This is a genomic window from Rhizobium sp. 42MFCr.1, from assembly GCF_000377185.1.
Taxonomy (GTDB): Bacteria; Pseudomonadota; Alphaproteobacteria; order Rhizobiales; family Rhizobiaceae; genus Rhizobium; species Rhizobium altiplani.
Genome location: NZ_KB897825.1, coordinates 49730 through 68543 on the forward strand (window position 1 = coordinate 49730; position 18814 = coordinate 68543).

General features: G+C 58.7%; 18 protein-coding genes and 1 tRNA gene. 3 read left to right on the forward strand and 16 right to left on the reverse strand.

Annotated elements, in window-relative coordinates; translation table 11 throughout:
- Positions 1–11 precede the first annotated feature (11 nt).
- Together C934_RS0110475 and C934_RS31840 are read left to right on the forward strand one after the other, a co-directional pair.
- Complete coding sequence (locus tag C934_RS0110475) at positions 12–1820, forward strand: ABC transporter ATP-binding protein (RefSeq protein WP_018856672.1); 1809 nt, start codon at positions 12–14, stop codon at positions 1818–1820.
- A gap of 11 nt (positions 1821–1831) precedes the next feature.
- A complete protein-coding gene (locus tag C934_RS31840) occupies positions 1832–3733 on the forward strand; it encodes an ABC transporter ATP-binding protein (protein WP_018856673.1) in 1902 nt (633 codons plus the stop codon).
- A gap of 316 nt (positions 3734–4049) precedes the next feature.
- On the opposite strand, the gene C934_RS0110485 is transcribed toward C934_RS31840, so the two are convergent.
- Positions 4050–4364 carry a BrnA antitoxin family protein gene (locus C934_RS0110485; RefSeq protein ID WP_018856674.1) on the reverse strand — a complete coding sequence of 105 codons (315 nt, stop codon included), beginning with the start codon at positions 4362–4364 and terminating at the stop codon, positions 4050–4052.
- Positions 4361–4609 carry a BrnT family toxin gene (locus C934_RS0110490; protein WP_018856675.1) on the reverse strand — a complete coding sequence of 83 codons (249 nt, stop codon included), beginning with the start codon at positions 4607–4609 and terminating at the stop codon, positions 4361–4363. Before C934_RS0110490 ends, C934_RS0110485 begins: the two co-directional genes overlap by 4 nt.
- A 306-nt stretch (positions 4610–4915) precedes the next feature.
- Here C934_RS0110490 and C934_RS0110495 point away from each other — a divergent pair, with 306 nt between their 5' ends.
- Positions 4916–5947, forward strand: coding sequence for an aldo/keto reductase (locus tag C934_RS0110495; RefSeq protein ID WP_018856676.1), 1032 nt, complete (start codon positions 4916–4918; stop codon positions 5945–5947).
- A gap of 39 nt (positions 5948–5986) precedes the next feature.
- Here C934_RS0110495 and C934_RS0110500 read toward each other — a convergent pair whose 3' ends face one another.
- The 14 genes from C934_RS0110500 to C934_RS0110560 form a co-directional block, all read right to left on the reverse strand.
- On the reverse strand, positions 5987–7057 hold the full coding sequence (locus C934_RS0110500; protein ID WP_018856677.1) for an ABC transporter ATP-binding protein: 1071 nt from the start codon (positions 7055–7057) through the stop codon (positions 5987–5989).
- Positions 7054–7881, reverse strand: a complete 828-nt coding sequence (locus tag C934_RS0110505; RefSeq protein WP_018856678.1) for a carbohydrate ABC transporter permease — start codon at positions 7879–7881, stop codon at positions 7054–7056. Before C934_RS0110505 ends, C934_RS0110500 begins: the two co-directional genes overlap by 4 nt.
- Positions 7878–8780: a carbohydrate ABC transporter permease gene (locus tag C934_RS0110510; protein WP_018856679.1), complete on the reverse strand. Its 903-nt coding sequence runs from the start codon at positions 8778–8780 to the stop codon at positions 7878–7880. The genes C934_RS0110505 and C934_RS0110510 overlap by 4 nt, the downstream gene beginning before the upstream one ends.
- Positions 8781–8891: 111 nt before the next feature.
- The gene (locus C934_RS0110515; protein WP_018856680.1) at positions 8892–10124 is read right to left on the reverse strand and encodes an ABC transporter substrate-binding protein; all 1233 of its coding nucleotides are present in this window, start codon (positions 10122–10124) and stop codon (positions 8892–8894) included.
- A gap of 65 nt (positions 10125–10189) precedes the next feature.
- Positions 10190–11092: a sugar phosphate isomerase/epimerase family protein gene (locus tag C934_RS0110520; RefSeq protein ID WP_018856681.1), complete on the reverse strand. Its 903-nt coding sequence runs from the start codon at positions 11090–11092 to the stop codon at positions 10190–10192.
- A gap of 12 nt (positions 11093–11104) precedes the next feature.
- Complete coding sequence (locus tag C934_RS0110525) at positions 11105–12184, reverse strand: Gfo/Idh/MocA family protein (protein ID WP_083929848.1); 1080 nt, start codon at positions 12182–12184, stop codon at positions 11105–11107.
- 53 nt (positions 12185–12237) lie between these two features.
- Entirely contained in the window at positions 12238–12708 is a 471-nt protein-coding gene (locus C934_RS36310) for a DUF6538 domain-containing protein (RefSeq protein WP_335326998.1), read from the reverse strand.
- Positions 12676–12751 (reverse strand) — tRNA-Val (locus tag C934_RS0110530). Before C934_RS0110530 ends, C934_RS36310 begins: the two co-directional genes overlap by 33 nt.
- Positions 12752–12963: 212 nt before the next feature.
- The gene (locus tag C934_RS0110535; protein ID WP_018856683.1) at positions 12964–14001 is read right to left on the reverse strand and encodes a LacI family DNA-binding transcriptional regulator; all 1038 of its coding nucleotides are present in this window, start codon (positions 13999–14001) and stop codon (positions 12964–12966) included.
- Between the two features lie 107 nt (positions 14002–14108).
- Positions 14109–14480 (reverse strand): hypothetical protein, encoded by a 372-nt coding sequence (locus tag C934_RS0110540; RefSeq protein WP_018856684.1) that lies wholly within the window; start codon positions 14478–14480, stop codon positions 14109–14111.
- Positions 14481–14802: 322 nt separating this feature from the next.
- Complete coding sequence (locus C934_RS0110545; protein WP_018856685.1) at positions 14803–16242, reverse strand: exopolysaccharide biosynthesis polyprenyl glycosylphosphotransferase; 1440 nt, start codon at positions 16240–16242, stop codon at positions 14803–14805.
- 380 nt (positions 16243–16622) lie between these two features.
- Positions 16623–16994 carry a hypothetical protein gene (locus C934_RS0110550; protein ID WP_018856686.1) on the reverse strand — a complete coding sequence of 124 codons (372 nt, stop codon included), beginning with the start codon at positions 16992–16994 and terminating at the stop codon, positions 16623–16625.
- Positions 16995–17098: 104 nt separating this feature from the next.
- Complete coding sequence (locus tag C934_RS0110555) at positions 17099–17920, reverse strand: carbohydrate ABC transporter permease (RefSeq protein ID WP_018856687.1); 822 nt, start codon at positions 17918–17920, stop codon at positions 17099–17101.
- Between the two features lie 2 nt (positions 17921–17922).
- The gene (locus C934_RS0110560) at positions 17923–18789 is read right to left on the reverse strand and encodes a carbohydrate ABC transporter permease (RefSeq protein WP_018856688.1); all 867 of its coding nucleotides are present in this window, start codon (positions 18787–18789) and stop codon (positions 17923–17925) included.
- Between the last annotated feature and the right edge of the window lie 25 nt (positions 18790–18814).

The following is an 18814-nucleotide window of genomic DNA, read 5'->3' on the forward strand; positions in this document are numbered from 1 at the left end:
CATCTGCTTCGATGGCGAAGGCGACTGCGGCAGGCTGGGGCAAGGGCCTCTTTACGCTCGTCCGCATCACCGTCATGGCGTTTCGCCATCCCTGGCAATCCGGTTTCGCCATCGGCGCAACCCTTGTCGCCTCGACCTTCCAGCTGATGATCCCGCGTCTGCTCGGTCGGGCGGTCGACCACACGCAGGTTGCGATGGAAGGCGGCCAGGCGGGACAGATCGCACAGGATGCGCTGCTGACCACGGCGCTGATGCTGCTTGGCGCCAGCGTTCTGCGTGGCATCTTCACGATGATCCAGAACTACTACAGCGAGAGCGTCGGCCACCACATGGGCTACGAGCTGCGTCTTGCCTGTTACGAGAAAATCCAGCGCCTTTCCTTCAGTTTTCATGACAGCGTCCACTCTGGCGATCTGATCACCGTCGGTCTGCTCGACCTCGAAGGCGTGCGAATGTATTTCTCGACGGCGCTGGTGCGCATGGTGCTGTTGACCATGCTGATCGGTATCGGCGCCTACATGCTGCTTTCCACCGATGTCGTTCTCGGCTTGCTTGCCTTGAGCTTCGTGCCCTTCGTTGCCTGGCGTTCCTCGGTCACGCAGTTGCGGTTGCGCGCGACGTGGCTCGACCTTCAGGAGCGGCTGTCGGTGCTGACCCGGATCATGGAGGAAAATCTCGGTGGCATCCGCGTGGTCAGGGCCTTTGCCGCGCAGGCGCACGAGATGATGAAATTCGAGGGCGCTTCCAAGAACGCCTTGGCGCTCGCCCACCAACGCGTCGGCATCCGTGTCATCAATACCAGCGCCATGACCTTCTCCTTCTTCGCTGCCATGGGCCTCGTCCTCTGGGTTGGCGGTGGCAAGGTGATGGCTGGCGAGATGACGGTCGGTACGCTTACTTCGTTCCTGACCTTCATGACGATCCTGCAGATGCCTGTCCGCCAGCTCGGCCTGATGGTCAATGCTTTCGCCCGCGCCTCCACCTGCGGCACCCGGCTGTTCAACCTGCTCGACCTCGAAATTGCCGTGCGGGATGCCCCTGACGCCAGGGATCTGTCGCTGACCGATGGGACGCTGCGCTTCGAGAATGTAAGCTTCGCCTATCCGAGCTCACCGATGCACGAGGTCTTGAGCAACGTCTCCTTCGAGGCAAAGCGCGGCGAGACGATCGGCATCGTCGGGCCACCCGGCAGCGGGAAGTCGACGCTTGCCCATCTGATCCCGCGCTTCTACGACGTCACCAGGGGCAAGATCACCATTGATGGACAGGATATCCGCAAGGCGACGCTGCAGTCGCTTCGTCGTGCGGTCGCCGTTGTCCAGCAGGACTCCTTCCTGTTCACAACCTCGATTGAAAACAACATCGCCTATGGCGACCCCTGGGCAAAGGAAAGCCGCATCGAGCGCGCGAGTGAAAGTGCCCAGCTGCACAACTACGTGCTCGGCCTGCCTACCGGCTACGGCACGGTCGTTGGAGAACGCGGTGTGTCGCTCTCGGGAGGACAGCGCCAGCGCCTGTCGATCGCCCGTGCCCTGATGTTGAAACCCGCCGTCATGGTCTTCGATGATTCAACGGCGGCAATTGATGCGGCCACCGAACAGCGCATTCGCTCCGCGATGCGCAAGTACGCGGCTGATCGCGTGACCATCATTGTTGCGCATCGCCTGAGCTCGCTGATGCATGCCGACCAGATCCTGTTCGTCGAGAACGGGGAAATCGTCGAACGCGGCACGCACGAGGAGTTGCTGGCCGCGGGCGGGCGCTACAAGGCGCTCTACGATCTGCAGGTACGGCCGGGCGATGAGGCGCTTAGCGCCTAGGGAGGAATGAAATGGCCGAGGAACTGGAAACCGAACGCTCCGACGTTCGCGAGGATGGGCGCCGACCGCCGCGCGCCGTCGTTGGCTCGCATCGCATTGAAGAGGAGATGTTCGGCAAGGCCTTCGATGGCAACATCATCAAGCGCATCTGGGCGTTCGTGCACCCATACCGCAGGCAGGTTCTGCTATCGGTCGCTGCCGTCCTGACTTTCACGGCCATGCAGCTGCTGATCCCGCTGATCATCCGCTACGCCATCGATCACGGCATGCAGCCGGGTGGAAGTCATCAGGCGCTGACCTTCGCGATGATCGCCTTTCTCGCCGCGATCCTCATCAACTACTGCGCCAGTTACTGGCAAGAGACGCTGGTGGGCAACGTCGCGGAAGAGGTGCTCTTCGACATCCGCAAGGCGATGTTTTCGCATCTCCAGCGGGTTTCGCTCTCCTTCATGGACAAGACCGAGGTCGGCCGTCTCATGTCGCGCCTGCAGGGCGACGTCAATTCGATGCAGGAGTTCCTGGAAACGTCGGTCCTGTCTGTCGGCGATATCACGCTTCTGTTCGGCATCGTCTTCGTCATGCTCTATCTCGACTTCAAGCTCGGTCTTCTGACGCTCTCGGTCCTGCCGATCCTGTTTGTCGTTCGCCTCTTCTGGCTGCCGCTGGCGCGCAAGTCCTTCATGGCAGCACATGAGACCAATTCCGTTGCCGCAGGGGCGCTGGCCGAGGCCATCCACGGCGTGCGCGCCGTCCAGAGCATGGATCGCCAGGGCGTCAATTTCACGCTCTATGACGACAAGGCCAGGGCAAACCTGAAGACGCACCTGACAGCAGCGCGCTACGCCCAGGTGATGGTGCCGATCGTGGATTCCCTGACCGGCGTTGCCATGGCACTTGTCATTGTCGTTGGCGGTGCACGCGTTCTCAATCAGGCACTCGATGTCGGCGTGCTCGTCGCTTTCCTGTTTTACATCCAGCGCTTTTTCGACCCCATTCGCTCGCTGACGCTGCAATATTCGGTCATGCAGCGTGCCATGGCCTCCGGACAACGACTGACCGAGGTTCTTGATGTTCCAGTCGAGATCAGGGACGCGCCTGACGCAAAGGAGCTTTCCGCCGACATGGATGGCTCCGTCGAGTTCCGCGACGTGGTTTTCGGCTATCATCCCAAGCACCCGGTCCTGAAGCATGTGAGCTTCAAGGTGAACCCAGGCGAAACCGTGGCCCTTGTCGGGCCAACCGGTTCCGGCAAGTCGAGCTGCATGTCGCTGATCCATCGCTTCTATGATGTTCAGCAGGGACAAGTCCTGGTCGGTGGGCATGATGTGCGCGACCTGACGCAGGATTCGCTCGGTAACCAGATCGCCATGGTTCTCCAGGAGCCGTTCCTGTTTACGGGCACGGTGTTCGACAACATTCGCTATCACAAGGTGGAAGCGACACGCGAACAGGTCATCGAGGCGGCCAAGGCGGTCGGAGCTCATGACTTCATCATGCGCCTGCCGCAGGGCTATGACAGCATGCTCGGCGAGCGCGGCGGCAATCTCTCGCTCGGCCAGCGCCAGCTTTTGAGCTTTGCCCGTGCGCTGGTCGCCGATGCCAAGATCCTGGTACTGGACGAGGCAACTGCCAATATCGACAGCTATACCGAGATGCTGATCCAGAAGGCGCTCGTCAAGCTGCTCGAAAACCGAACAGGGCTGGTCATCGCACACCGCCTCGCCACGATCAGAGAGGCGGACCGCATCATCGTCCTGCAGAATGGCGAGCTGATCGAAAGCGGTAACCACCAACAGCTGATGAAAAACCGCAAGCTCTACTCGCGGCTCTATAACCTGAACTATGCGTCCTTTGACGATATTCCGGATGCCGTGCTTGTTGGGAGCCAGCTAGAAGGCCCCAACGCGACGTAAACTCCTAGAGACAATGCGTTATCTTATGGTTTTGATATAGCTAAACCAAAGGAAACTCAGTCATTTTCCGATAGCCGGCGACAGGGGCGGCGTCCTATAGAGCCTTCTGCCGCCCCATTAAGGCATCGATGGTCGAGCTCTCATCGGGGCTGGGATCCGAATCCTGCGGGTGACATTCGTCTGGACAAGTCGCATTGCCGAGCCTCCTCAGGATCGCAGGCCGGGAGCGGTAGCAGCGCTTTAAGGCCTTGCATCGCGAGGAGAATATCGCGTGCGGTGGGGGCGCTGGCAAATAAGCTGTCTCAGACAGCGTCGCCTACTTCAACCCCGACAGCTTGCGTAGGTCGCTATTGATCTGCGTTTGCCAGCGGTCACCCCTCGCCTTGTAATGCTCGACGAGGTCTGCATCCAGCCGAATAGTAACGGATTTCTTGGTCCGCGCCATCGGCGGCCTGCCTCTCGCTTTCCGGGCCTTATCAACCTCCTCGAAAAACGACGACGGCAACACCTGCCGGGCCGGGCGCAACGCGGCAATTTCCTCATTTGTCAATTCGGGGCTGTCGACGGCGTCCCAGTCTTGCTTGGTATAGCCGTTGCCGGGTTGAAATTCCTTCTTCACCGGATATTTCATTGGAACGCCTCCCTTTCTCGCGCACTGGCCGGACGAAAGCTTATGATCGAAACTGCCTCCGATCCAAGTAGCCCATAGATGATGACGGCGGTGCCATCCTCGAAATAGCCGATTGCTTTGAACCTATTGCTGTGGGTTGGGGTGACAAGCGCGCTTTCCCAGTCGAAGAAAATGACATCGGCAAAATCCAGGCCGTGCTTATGCAGGTTAGCTACCCGCTTGCTTTCATCCCATTCGAAACGCATCGATCAGTCCGGCTTTTAACATTATGTATGTACGATAATTGATCCCGCAAGGCAAGATTATTGTACATACAAAAAAGAGATCGACAGAAGAAAATGCGCAGAAAACGAATTCAGTCACTTAATCGGTTGGGGCAATTCCAGTTTGTTTTCGGGACAGCTCGAGGTGAGCCGTTGATACCAATACCCGGTTTAATTAGGCCCCTTTCTGTGCTCCCCTGCAGTGCTTGAGGAGACGACGGCGAACGGTTCAGCGACTTAAAATCAAGCCTTCCAAGCAACGTCACTATTCGAAGAGGAGGATCTTCCATGGATTACCGCAAGCTTGGCCATAGTGGAGCAATTGTAACCGCTTACTGCCTTGGCACCATGACGTTCGGCGCAGAGGCCGACGAAACTGCCTCGCACAAACTGCTCGACGACTACTTCGCCTGGGGCGGAAACTTCATCGACACAGCCGACGTCTACAGTGCCGGCAAGTCCGAGGAAATCATCGGAAGCTGGCTGAAGGCGCGCCCGAGCGAGGCAAAGCAAGCCGTGATCGCGACCAAGGGACGGTTTCCGATGGGGTCAGGTCCGAACGACATCGGCCTTTCGCGCCGCCACCTGAACCAGGCGCTCGACGCCTCTCTTTTGCGCCTCGGCGTCGAACATATCGATCTCTATCAGATGCATGCATGGGACGCACTGACCCCGATCGAGGAGACGCTGCGCTTCCTCGACGACGCAGTCTCTGCCGGAAAGATCGGCTACTACGGCTTCTCCAACTATGTCGGATGGCAGATCGCAAAGGCAACCGAAATCGCCAAGGCACGCGGCTACACTCGTCCGGTAACGCTGCAACCACAGTATAATCTGCTGGTGCGCGACATCGAACTGGAAATCGTCGCGGCATGCCAGGATGCCGGCATGGGTCTACTGCCGTGGTCGCCGCTCGGCGGCGGCTGGCTGACGGGCAAGTACCGGCGCGACCAGATGCCGACCGGTGCTACCCGCCTCGGGGAAAACCCGAGCCGCGGCATGGAATCTTACGCCCAGCGGAATGCACAGGAGAGGACATGGGCGATCATCGAGACGGTAGAGGCGATCGCCAAGGCCCGTGGTGTCAGCATGGCACAGGTCGCCCTTGCCTGGACTGCGGCGCGACCGGTGGTAACATCCGTCATTCTCGGAGCGCGGACGAGCGAGCAGCTCGCAGACAATCTCGCTGCTGCAAAGCTTCTGCTTTCAGAAGAAGAAATGACGAAGCTTAGCGATGTCAGCCAGCCGCATGTGGCCGACTATCCCTATGGGGCTGGCGGCACAAACCAGCGCCATCGCAAGATCGAAGGCGGGCGGTAGGATTGGTGTGCGGCCGGAATTTTCCGGCCGCCTTGTTCTTCAGAGGCGCACGCCGCTCGCGTGGTCAAAGAGGTGCAGTTGCGATGGATCGACGGTCACGCCGACCGTTTCGCCTGCGCGTGCTGTACCGCGGCCCGTCTCGACGATCGTCAGCTCGGGGGTCGTCGCCGCCGTGACGAAGGTGGATGAGCCGGTGGATTCCACCACCGCGACAGGCACATCGAAGGTGCCCTGCCCGGGTGCGGTTACGCCGATATGCTCGGGACGAATGCCGGCAGTCACCTTGCGGCCCGGCTGGATCTGATGGTCGATCGCGATCTTGTGCTTCACGCTGCCGAGATCGATGGTCAGGCTCCTGCCGTCTTCGCCTGCTACCGCCGGGATGAAGTTCATGGCCGGTGAACCGATGAAACCTGCAACGAACTTGTTGGCGGGCTTGTCGTAGAGATCGAGAGGCTTGCCTTGCTGCTCGATCACGCCCTCGCGCATGACGACCACATGGTCGGCCATTGTCATGGCCTCGATCTGGTCGTGGGTGACATAGACCGAGGTGGCATGCAGACGGTCGTGCAGCGCCCGGATTTCCTTGCGCATGTGAACACGCAGTGCGGCATCGAGGTTGGAGAGGGGCTCATCGAACAGGAATGCTTTCGGATGGCGGATGATGGCGCGGCTCATTGCAACGCGCTGGCGCTGGCCGCCGGAAAGCTCGCGCGGGTAACGCTTCAACAGATGCGACAAGCCAGTTGTAGCAGCGACCTCCTCCGCCGCCTTTTTGGCTTGCGCCTTGGCGACGCCGCGAATGCGCAGGCTGTAGGTCAGGTTCTCCTCCACGGTCATGTGCGGATAGAGCGCGTAGGACTGGAAGACCATGGCGACATCGCGCTTGCGCGGCGGCACGTTGTTCATCAACTCGCCGGCGATCTTCAACTCACCCTCAGAGATACTCTCAAGGCCTGCGAGCGAACGAAGCAGTGTGGACTTGCCACAGCCGGACGGACCGACGAGTGCAACAAAGGTGCCCTTTGCGATCGACAGGTTGATGTTCTTCAGGGCATGAAACGCGCCGTAGTGCTTGTTGACGCCGCTGAGCTCGATCTGATTGGTCATTTGAGGGCTCCAGAGGTGAGGCCGGATACGATGCGGCGCTGCAAGAGAACGAAGATGGCGAGGATCGGCGTCACATACATCGTGGCGTAGGCCATGATGTTGTTCCACTCGTTGGTGTTCGGCCCCATGAAGGAGTTGAGACCGACACTCGCCGGCTGAAGCTCGGCAGCCTGGATCATCGACTTCGAGTAGACGAACTCACCGAAGGCCTGCATGAAGATGAGGATGGCGCTGACGAGGATGCCATTGCGGGCAAGCGGCAGCACGATACTGAAGAAGGCACCGACGCGGCTGTTGCCATCGACGAGCGCGGCCTCCTCGAGTTCCATCGGCACAGCCATGAAGGTGGCGCGCACCAGGACGACGAAGAAGGGCATGCTCTTGGCGGCGATCGCGATGATGACGGCAAGGCGCGGATAGTCGAGCATGCCCAGTTGCGAGAAGCCGACGAAGATCGGGGTCACCATCAACGATGCCGGCAGGACCTGCAGCATCAGGATCATGAACAGACCGATATCGACCCAGACGTTGCGGTAGCGCGCCAGAACATAGGCGCAGCCGACGCCGAGAACGGTGATCAGGGTAACGGCGCCGACGGCGATGACCAGCGAGTTCCAGAGATACCGGCCCATGCCGCGGCTTTCCCAGACATAGCCGAAGGTTCCCCATTGCGGGTCGCCCGGCCAGAAGCTCGGGGGCGTTGCGAACATCTCGGACCCGCCCTTGAGGGCCGTGATGTACATCCAGTAGAGCGGGAACAGATAGATCGCCGCCATGAGGATGGCGATCACGAGCATAAGGCGGTTGCGTGTCGTATCGCTCATCCGCGCACCTCATGACGTGTGGAGCGGACATAGACGACCGAGGCGAACATGACGAAGATGATCATGATGACGGAGATGGTCGCGCCCTTGGCGAAATCATACTGGCGGAAGGACAGGTCCCAGGCCCAGTACTGTGTGACGTTGGATGAGTTGTTCGGGCCGCCCGAGGTGATGGCGGCAAAGAGATCGAACTGCTGCAGCGTGAAGATAAGCCCAAGTGCGATGATGGCGCCGATCGTGGAACGCATCATCGGCAGCGTGATCGTCCAGAAGCGTTGCCAGGCATTGGCACCGTCGAGTTCGGCGGCTTCATAGAGGTCACCGGGGATGCCGGACAGGCCGACCGACAGCAGGATCATGTTGAAGGCAGTCCCCAGCCAGACATTGGCGATGATGACCGCATAGAGCGAAAAATGCGGATCGGAGCGCCAGAAGATGTTGCTACTAATGATGCCGCTCTCCTTCAGGATGAAGTTGAGGACGCCGAAATCGCCCGAGAGAATCCAGTTCCAGATCGCTCCGACGACAAGGCCGGGCATGACCCAGGAGACGAGAAACAGGCCGCGCAGCCATGAGGCGCCGGGGAAATTGACCCAGAAGAACAGCGCCAGGCCAAATCCGATCAGAAACTGACCTGCGATCGAGCCGACGACGAAGATCACCGTGTTGCCGAGGATCGGCCAGGTTTCCGGCTGGGCAAAGAGATCGGTATAGTTCTTGAAGCCAACGAAGGGACGCGAGAAGGTTCCGAGGCTGAACATGTCAACCTCCTGGAAGCTCATCACCACATTGTAGATGAGCGGCAGTCCCGCCATCAGGAACAGGAAGGCCAGCGGAAAGGCGACCAGCGTGATATCGAAGCCGCGGCCGTCCCTGACGCTTGAAAGAATCCGTTTCATCGATCCTCCAATACTCCGAACGGGGCTGCCTGAAGCTTGCGCTGCAAGACAGCCCCTGCCGGGAGGAAATGGTAGGGATGGCCCGAAAGCCATCCGGTTATGCAGAGTGGATTAACCGAGCACGGCCTTGATCTTGTCGGCAGCCTGATCGAGCGCGTCCTTCGGGCTCATCTGGCCGGTCAGGGCAGCCTGGATCGCGTCCTGGATCGCCTTGGAGATCTTCGGCCATTGCGGATTCGGGCCGCGAGGCTTGGCGTACTTCAGCTGTTCGATGAAGACCTTCAGCGCCTCATCCTTGAGCTTCTCGCCGGTTTCCGGGATGGTGATGTCGGAACGGGCCGGAAGCTGGCCGTAGTTCTTGAACATCTTGTCGTCCTTTGAGGCAAAGAACTCCAGTGCCTTGAAGGCTTCGGCCGGATGCTTCGTGCTGGAGAAAATAGCCCAGTTGAAGTCGCCCATTGCCGAGGAACGCTCAGCGCCTTCCTTCGGAACCGGAAGCAGGGCAACGCCCCAGTCGAACTTCGCCTCCTTGGTCATTCGGTCGAGTTCCCAAGGACCGGAGATCGCCATCGCGGCATTGCCGGAGTTGAAGGTGCCGGTCGAATCCCACTGGCCGCGCGTCAACGTGTCCGGAGAAGCAAGCTTCTCGTCCATGATCGTCTTCCAGGTTTCAAGCGCCTTGACCGCGCCTTCGGCATTGATGTTCTGATAACCGCCGCCCGCCATCTGGGCCCAGGGAAGGAACTGGAAGGTGCCTTCCTCGTTTGCCTTGGCCGAGAAGGCGAGACCATAGACGTTCTTGGCAGGGTCGGTCAGCTTGCGGGCATCCTCGACAAGCTCGTCCCAGGTCTGCGGCGGCTTGTTCGGGTCGAGGCCCTTCGCCTTGAACATGTCCTTGTTGTAGTAGAGCGCGATCGTGTTGGTCGCCTTCGGCACGCCGTAGTACTTGCCGTCCCATTCGACCGACTTCAGCGGACCTGGGAAGTAGTTTTCCGGCTTGATGACCGACGATCCCTTGATCATGTCGGTAATGTCGAGGAAGGCCCCGCGCGAAGAGAACATCGCGTGCTCGGGGTTGTCGACGGCGATGATGTCAGGGGCCTGGCCCGTGGCATAGGCGCGCATGGCCTCGGTGACGACATCATCGAACTGGATCAGACGATATTCGATCTTGATGCCATTGTTCTGGGCGTTGAATTCCTTGACGAGGTTCGGCGCCGGCTGGATGTCCTTGTCCAGCGACCAGAGGGTCAAGGTGACGTCTTCGGCCTTGGCGGCCAGGCCGAAGAGAGAAACGCCTGCCAGCGCCAAGGCGCCGATCATTGCAAACTTGCGGATACCCATAGTTCTCCTCCTTTGTGGTTATCCTGTCGGAAGCCGGCGATTCCTCCTCGCCGGCCGCGATGTCATCAAACCGGATCGACGACGAAATCGGCGCCCCGGGCATGCTTGAGATGGTTGAGCGCATAGACCTGACCGGTCATTTCCAGCGCGTCGCGATAAACCGGGTCGTGCCAGCCTTCGATATCGATCGAACCGGACCAGCCGGCAAGCCGCAATTCGGAAATGATGTCCGTCCAGTTGCTGTCGCCGAAGCCCGGCGTACGCATGAAGACGAATTTCTCCTTGCCGAAAATGCCATGTTCCTTGATGACGTCCCAGCGGATCGTCGCGTCCTTGCCGTGCACGTGGAAGATCTTCTTGGCCCACTTGCGGATCTGCGGCAGCGGCTCGATCAGATAGACCATCTGATGGCAGGGCTCCCACTCAAGGCCGATATGATCGTCCGGCGTTTCGTTGAAGATCAGTTCCCAGGCATCCGGGTTGTGCGCGATGTTCCAGTCGCCGGTCGCCCAGTTGCCGTCCATGGCGCAGTTTTCGAACGCGATCTTGACGCCCTTGTCGGCGGCGCGCTTTGAAAGCTCGCTCCAGATTTCCTTATAGCGCGGCAGGCTGTCGGTCAGCGGCTTGTTGCGGATTCGACCGGTAAAGCCCGCAATGCAGTTTGCGCCGAAATGGTGCGCATTGTCGATGCAATCCTTCCAGCCCTGCAGCGTCTGCAGGTCGATGTCGGTCGTTTCCAGCGGATTGCCGAACATGCCGAGCGTCGAGATCGTGATGTCACGGTCACCGATGGCGTCGCGCGAGCGTTTGCCGAGTTCGGCCAGATCCTGGCCGTTGGTCGTCTGCCAGAAGAAGGGCTCGAAGCTTTCAAAGCCCATATCGGCAATCTGGCCGATGCGCTTGTCGGCGCCGCCCTTGGAGGCGCTGACCATGGTGCCGATACGAATGGACTTGGCGGGGTTGCTCACAATCGCTTTTCCTTATGCTGAAATTTCAATGCGCTTGCCGGTCTTGGCACTTTCGATCGCGCCGAAGACCATGGCGAGGCTTCGGATATTGTCGGAGCTTGCGGTTTCGGGCCGCTTGCCTGTCTTGATCGCCTCGACGAAGCTTGCAATGACGCTGGCATGGCCGTGCGTTTCTTCTTCGTGCGCGGGCTCGGGAACGTTTACGGGCGTAAAGCCGTGCAGGAGGCCGGGATCCTTGCCGGCGACAGCTGCATTGAATGTATCGCCGCCATCCCAGGTCAGCATGCCCTTCGAGCCGACGAGACGCCATTCGCTTTCCCAGCTCGTGCGCTCACCTTCAGCGCACCAGGAGCCGCGATAGGTGAAGACGACGTCGTCGGAAAATTCGAAGGTGGCATTGGCGGATGCGCCGTGCTTGTACCAGGATCCGGTCGGATTGCGTTCGACGCAATAGACGGCAAGTGGCTTCTTGTCAGCGACATAGCGTGCCGCGTCGAAGGTATGGATTGCCATGTCGAGCAGAAGCACATTGTCCATCTCCTCGCGAAAACCGCCGAAATGCGGCCCGAGGAAGAAGTCGCAATGGATGGCGGTCAGGTCACCAATTGCCCCGCTTTCGACGAAGCGGCGCATGCGGCGCACACCTGAGATGAAGCGGCGGTTCTGGATGATGGCGTGTATCTTGCCGGTCTCGGCGGCAAGATCGATCAGCGCGGCTCCTTCTGCAAGCGAGGTCGCCATCGGCTTTTCGCTGAGAACATGGCAACCTCCCTTCAGCGCCGTCGAGACGACATTGAAACGGGCTGTCGGTATGACGACGTCGAATACGATGTCGGCCTTGGTCCTGGCGATGACGTCGGCAAGATCGCTGCCGATGACAGCGCCCTCAAGACTGAACTCGGCGGCAAGTGCTTCAGCGGCTGCCGGATTGACATCGACGAGGCCCTTGACCTCGATCGCGGCTGCAAGAGCCGGGGTTTCCTTGATGGCGCGCAACCAGCCTTTGGACATGGCTCCGCACCCGCATAGAACGGCATTCAAAATCACGATTTCCTCCGGTGGATCGTTTCCGGTTTTCCTCCCGAAACGCATCCCGTAAACGTTTACGATACTAAGCGGAAACGTTTCTTGGTGTCAATAGTGGTTCAAACAGTGTGAAATGCTGCGGAAAACACCTGCAAACCTAGGGCTTTAGATAAATGCGTGCTGCACCGCAGCACGGAAAAAATCTGACTGATTTCGCCGCGGTAAATGAGGCCAGCCCCGCAAGGCCCACGATACCTTGAAGGCCGGCGGCTGTGGTCCTTCGCGTAGCGCCCTGAACTCTCTATCCTTCTGAACGTCCATTTCCCCCACAGGCGTTTGGCCTCTCTTGGGTCTTTAGTTCGGAGGGAAATCGAGTAGCGCTCTTTGCCAATCTTGGCGATCAGGTCTCTAGGAACTCGCTTGACGTAGTAGTAGGCGCCGTTCGGGCCTGTGGTCGGATTCGTGATCAAATGCACCATGTACGTCACCCGTGTACACGACTCGGGTGTCAGGTAGCCATTGATATCACTTAGGTTTTGAAACGTAAGGGAAAAGAATGGTGGGCGATGAGAGACTCGAACTCCCGACATCCTCGGTGTAAACGAGGCGCTCTACCAACTGAGCTAATCGCCCTCGCGAAATCGGTCCCGTTTGGTCCGCCGCGTCGGTGGCCGTGATTTATGCGGATCGTGGGAAAACCGCAAGAGCGTTTGTGAAGATTTTTTTATTTTTTCGGAAGGGCTTTGCAGGGCTCGAACCACTAGGGGCCAACCAAGCCGATACGCGGTGGCAAATACCGCCTGCACTGGAAAGCGATGAGCAGGGCCTTCCGACCACACTGGAGACTATGCCTCCAGCGAAAAGGCGTCGCTCTCGCCCGGGACGAGCTCAAGGGGCCAGATCGTGTTGCGGGCACCCCTGGGATAATGCTCGGCGTAAGCCGGCATCGTCGCGAGCAAGGTCTCGGCGAGCTCGACGCCGAGATCGCGCAGTGACATGCGGAAGCAGGTTAGCGATGGCTGCAGAAATTTTCCGCGAGGTTCCTCACGAAAGCCGATAACGGCCAGATCTCGACCAGGAACGATGCCCGCCTCGTTCATGCGCCGGTAGAGACCAATCGCCATCAACTCGTAGATCAGAATGATGGCCGTCGGCTTGCTGTCGAGCCGTAGCATCTCATGACCGGCCTGATAGCCGCCCTGCTCGCTCGATTTGACGCGGATCACCAGCGACGGATCATAGGCTATGCCGTGGCGCTCCAGTGATTGGCGATAGGCATCTACGAAAATATAGCCGAGATTGATGTCGTTGGATGGCGCCGCGATTGCGATACGGCGATGTCCCTTCGACACGAGACGATCGACAGCGCAGGCTGCAACGCCCTCGAAGTCCAGATCGATCCAGGGATGGCTTCCGCCGGACGTGCTGCGGCCAAGTGCGACGAAGGGGATCTTGGCCTTCACCAGAAGATCGATGCGCTTGTCGACCCGCTGCGTCGCCGAGATGATCATCGCATCGACGATGCGTCGCGCGACCATGCGCTTGAGGTATTCATGCGGATCCTCGTCGTTTGGGCACGGCAACATCAACAGATCAAGTTTGTGACGGGACAGCACACTCTGCAGGCCACCAGTAACGCCGAGGAAGAAGTTGTCGCTGTTTTCGACCGTTTCCTTGCTGGACTCGATCATCAGGCCGATGACATTGGTCGTGCCCTGTCGGAGGCTCCGGCCGGACTGGTTCGCCACATAACCCAGCTCCTCTGCCGCCGCGAGCACGCGCTTGCGGGTCTCCTCGTTGACGTCGGGCCTGTCGTTCAGCGCACGCGAAACGGTCCCGATCGAAATGTCGAGATGCTTGGCGAGTTGGCGAATTCCCTTCATTTGCGGCAATCTTCCTCCCGGATTGAACGCGTCAGGTCCCTATCTGCCATACAAAAACGTTTCCGGAAAGCGCGATTGCAACCCGCAGCCGTAGCGTCAATTCTTGCTCAGGCAGCGGTCGACAGCGTTACTATCGCTGCCAAAGCGCCGGCGGCGGCTCCGACGGATTTCGCCATGGCGTCTGGCAGTCGCGCGTGTCGTGACGGCGACAGCAGTTGAAGTAATTCCGAAAGGCCGGCGCCAACAATGCAACTGATCGTAATCAGCACCGGAGACTGCGAATAGCCAAGCACAAAAAAGAAGGCCATCGCCGCGAAAGCGAGGCTCCTGTCGACATTGACGTGAGTGATCGTTCGCGGACGCAGCCTTATGGGAGCGATCGTCACGAAGAGGATGAAGACAAGCAGTACCCATGCGATTGCTTGGGCAACGACGACGAAGGTCAGCCCAATGGCAATTTGGTCGGACACGTCGGACATCCTGTCGTCACCGGTTTGCGAGGAAGCGCAAACTACAACTATGTGAAGAAAGCGAAAGTCTCAATAACACCGTGCATCCGCAATCCTTCGGGATTTTGGGACAAAGACCGTCCTTTCGTTAAAAACCACGCATCACACCGATCGCCAGCAAATACTCAGCGAGGTGTCATTCAGATGACTGTATGACTGTACGCTCGTTCTCAGGCCAATAGACGTCCTTCATCTGTAGAGGAATTGCGCAGAATCGGAGTGTGCAGGAAAGCCGTGGGCGAAACGGACGTATCGCGTACGCACCTTGCAAACACTTGCAAACGATGACGAGCTAATAGGCGTTGTGGCGGCCAATCACGGTGCCCATCGTCATGAAGACTATTTTCAAATCGAGCCACAGCGACCAGTTATTGATGTACCAGATGTCGTGACGAACACGGTCAGCCATGCGATCCACGGTCGGGGTTTCGCCTCGGCATCCGTTGATCTGGGCCCAGCCTGTCAGGCCCGGCTTGACGTGGCGGCGGGATGCGTATTGGGCAATAAGCGATCCGTAAAGGTCATCGTGCGCCAACGCATGCGGACGCGGGCCAACCACCGACATGTCACCTTGAAGGACGTTCCAGAATTGAGGGAGTTCATCCAGGCTCGTTGATCGAATGAAGCCGCCAACGCGGGTCACGCGAGGATCATTGCGTGTCGCCTGACGCACGTCGGCGGCATTTTCCATGACAGACATGCTGCGAAACTTGAGGATGCGAAACGTCCGGCCATTATATCCTTTTCGGGACTGCACGAAGAAAATCGGTCCCGGACTGTCGAGCTTGATGGCGACGGCAACCGCAGCGCAGATCGGGAACATGACCACCAGCGCCGCGATCGAGAAGGCGATATCGAACGCTCTCTTCAGCCCGCGCTCGTAAAGCTCGAGCGGTGGGCGGTGTGTCTGAAATACGCGCCGTTCTCCGACAGTCTGCGCGAAGCCCTCGACGACATCACCGACCACTCCGCCGAACATGACGTTTACCGGCACACAGAACTGGCGCAGGGTGTTCAGACACTCCTCGAGTGCCCGCAAATTGCCGTAGTCGCTCCAGGCAACCAAGACCTCGTCGACTTCGCCTATGCCGCTCTTCACATAAGCGTCGCTCGTTGAAGCCAGCGAATGATCACCGTCGGAAATTCGCATCGTATGCTCTACGGAGAGACCGCTGAGGGCGGCACGTTGAACGACCGGTTCCGTCGACATCGTGCCTGGGCAAACAAGCAGGACCCGGCGGGTGCGGAACGCGGCGCGCGCGATCGCCCTGCTAAGGTGGCGATACCAGAGCAAGCGCAAAGCCACCAGTCCGCTGAAAGAGAGGGCCGCACTTGTGACGATTGAACCCAGCGATATCGCCAGGTCGATCTTGAGGAACAGGATGACGGCGAGAAGGAAGAATAGGGCGGCCGGGAGAAACGCGACGATCAGTAACAACTGGCGACGGAAGGAGAACATCTCGCTCGATCGATAGGCGTGGACGCTGAACATCGCCAGTACGAAAACCGTTGCCACAAGCAAACCGATCCCGATGTAGCGCAACGGGTCAGCCAGGGTGCCGTAGGTCATCTGCTCATAGAACAAATGCCCTGCGGCGCTTGCCGCAAGGAGGACGACAAAATCGAACGCTGCTGCGATGCAGGTAATCGCTATGCTGTGGAGGCCGAACCATTTCCGGTCGCTCTTGACGGAAAGATGCGGGCCCCAGTTCTGTTCGACTGGAATGGTCATGAAGCACACCCTCAACCCTGCCGTATAGTTAGCATGGGTTAAACGTGTCCAACAATTATCCTCAGATACGCCTTATTGCGTAACGTTGAGACAATTCCAGAATATATATCGAAGCACGGAAAGTATAGTTTCGTAATACGCAGCACAGATTGTATTTTTCGAATGGGTTTCTATTAATTTGTATTTGTGCCAGTCGGCTAATCCAGATCTGTTGTTTTCAATCGGCTCACTTTCGCCTGTGGTTATGTGAGATCGGCTTTAGGTGCGCCTAATTCGTCGCCGACCTGCGCCATGTTTGCGAGCGGAAGGCAAGTCTTTAATGCCGGGATCGCCGCCCAACCTGAGAATATTGAGTCTGCCGGGCAAACCGCCGGCCCCGCCTATCTCGGCACGTCCAGCTTGTTGACAGCGAACTGATAGTTGCTGCCGGTGCCCGCGCGGGTGACCACCAACTTGCGTGTCCTTGTTGTGATACGCGCAAAATTCCCGTCTGTCGTGATCGACCGCGCGATCGAAATCTTGGCGGAGTCTATTCCCGGGAATTTTTCCGGGCATGCCTTGCCACCGATGCCATACATGCGCGTGCCGCCTTTTTCGTAACGTTGCAAAATGGGCCGGCCGCCCGGGTCGGCAAGAACGTTGCAGCCTGGCGCATTTGGTACCGGAACCATCCGATACCAGGGGCTGTCACCGAAAGCGCTGAGCACGGATAATGACAGCAGGGCGGAGGCGACAAGAGATAGTCTCAGCATGGCCCGGCTCCTTCGTTGCCAACCCTGCAAAGTTATATTAGCAAACGCTGATCGACAAGATTCATCCGGGTTTCGGAAGAGATCTTGGGGGCTTGCAGGTGTCCCTACCCCTTCACGGCGCCAGCGGTCATTGAGCCGGAAATCTGCCTGTACATGACGAGACCGAGCACCGCAGGCGGCAGCGCGCCGAGCATCATGACGGCCGATGCGGTTCCCCACTGCACCCCGCCTCCGCTGGCGGCAAAGAAGAAGGAGGCGCCGACGGTCATTGGAACGGCCTGGCTGGTCGTCAGCATGAGGCCAAACAGGAACTCGTTCCAGGCGGTGATGAAGCCGAAGATGAAGGTGGTCACCAATGCCGGCCTGACGACGGGCCTGATGATCATTACCATTACTTGCCAGGAGCTGGCACCGTCCACCTTCGCTGCCTCGTCAAGTTCCAGGGGTACGTCGGAAATGGTGTTGACCATGATGACCAGCGCAAGTGGCGTATTGACAATCGTCAAGATCAGGCCCAGCCCAAGCCGAGTATCCAGGAGGCCAAGCCATTGATACATCATATAAAGCGGGATCGCGAAAATGATCAGTGGCACGGCTCGCAGGTTGATGATTACAGGCAACAGGGTGCGCTTGCCCGCCTCGCTTCGAGCAATGGCATAGGCAGCCGGGAAGGCCAGAAGGATCGCAAGGCTCGTTCCGATGAGCGAGGCAATCGTACTGTTGAAGAGATACGAGTAAATGTTGAACCGATCCGTGTGTGTCAGAACCCGAAGGTAGTTCTCAAGTGTCGGCTGGCTTATCCAGAGACCGGGATTGATTGACAGTTCACTCGCGCTCTTCAACGAGGTGACGAGTGTAACGATGACCGGAAAGTTCATTGCGAGCGTAGCAATCGCAAAGACGAGCCAACGAGCAGTGTTCAGCATCGCTATCTCCTCCTGCGACCGGCAAGCCAGTTGAGACCATAGAGCACCGCAAGCGAGGCGACGAACAGCATGACGGATGCCGCAACCGCTTTGCCGATGGCGCCCTCCTTGAAAAAGGCCTGGTAGATGTAGATCGAAAGCGATGTTGTTGATCCCCCGGCACCACTGCCGGTCAGCGCATAAACGTTGTCGAACACGCGAAAGCCATCGATGAAGCGGATGAAGAAGGCGATGACGAGTGTGGGAAGCATCAGCGGCAGTTCGATCCACCACAGGATCTTGAACCACGGGGCGCCGTCGAGCTCAGCAGCCTCCCTCACATCGAGCGGTATCGCCACGTAAGCCATGTAGAAGAGCAAAAAGGCGAACGGCGTCCACTGCAGCGTTTCGACGACGATCAGCGTGCGAAAGGCATTATTGATGTCGAGGAAGGCCGGGCTGTCACCGAACCACAGGAAAAGGTAATAGGGCACCGGTCCGGCAAACTCGTGCAGCACAAGCCGATACATCAGGCCGATCATGGCGGGAGCGACCATCAATGGCAGCATCAACGGCGCCATCAGAAACGATCGCTTCGCAAGCAGTGGCGCAAGGAAGATCGCAAGAAAGAGGCCGATCAGGCATTCGGCAAGCGCTGTCAGGATGCCGAAGCGCATCGAGAAAGATACAGCCTGCCAGAACTCTCGGTCTGCCAGCACTGACGCGTAGTTGCCAAGCCCGCTGAGGCTCGGACTGCGCAGGTTCTCGAAGCTGACAGTAGAGACCGAGTAGATGAGGTTGACGAGCGCAGGAAAGCCCAGAAAGAGAAGCAGGAATGCCACAAGCGGTGCGAGATAAGCTCTGCCTTCGGCACGTTTTACAATAGCCATTATGGTCCGCCGGGTGTGCCGGCGC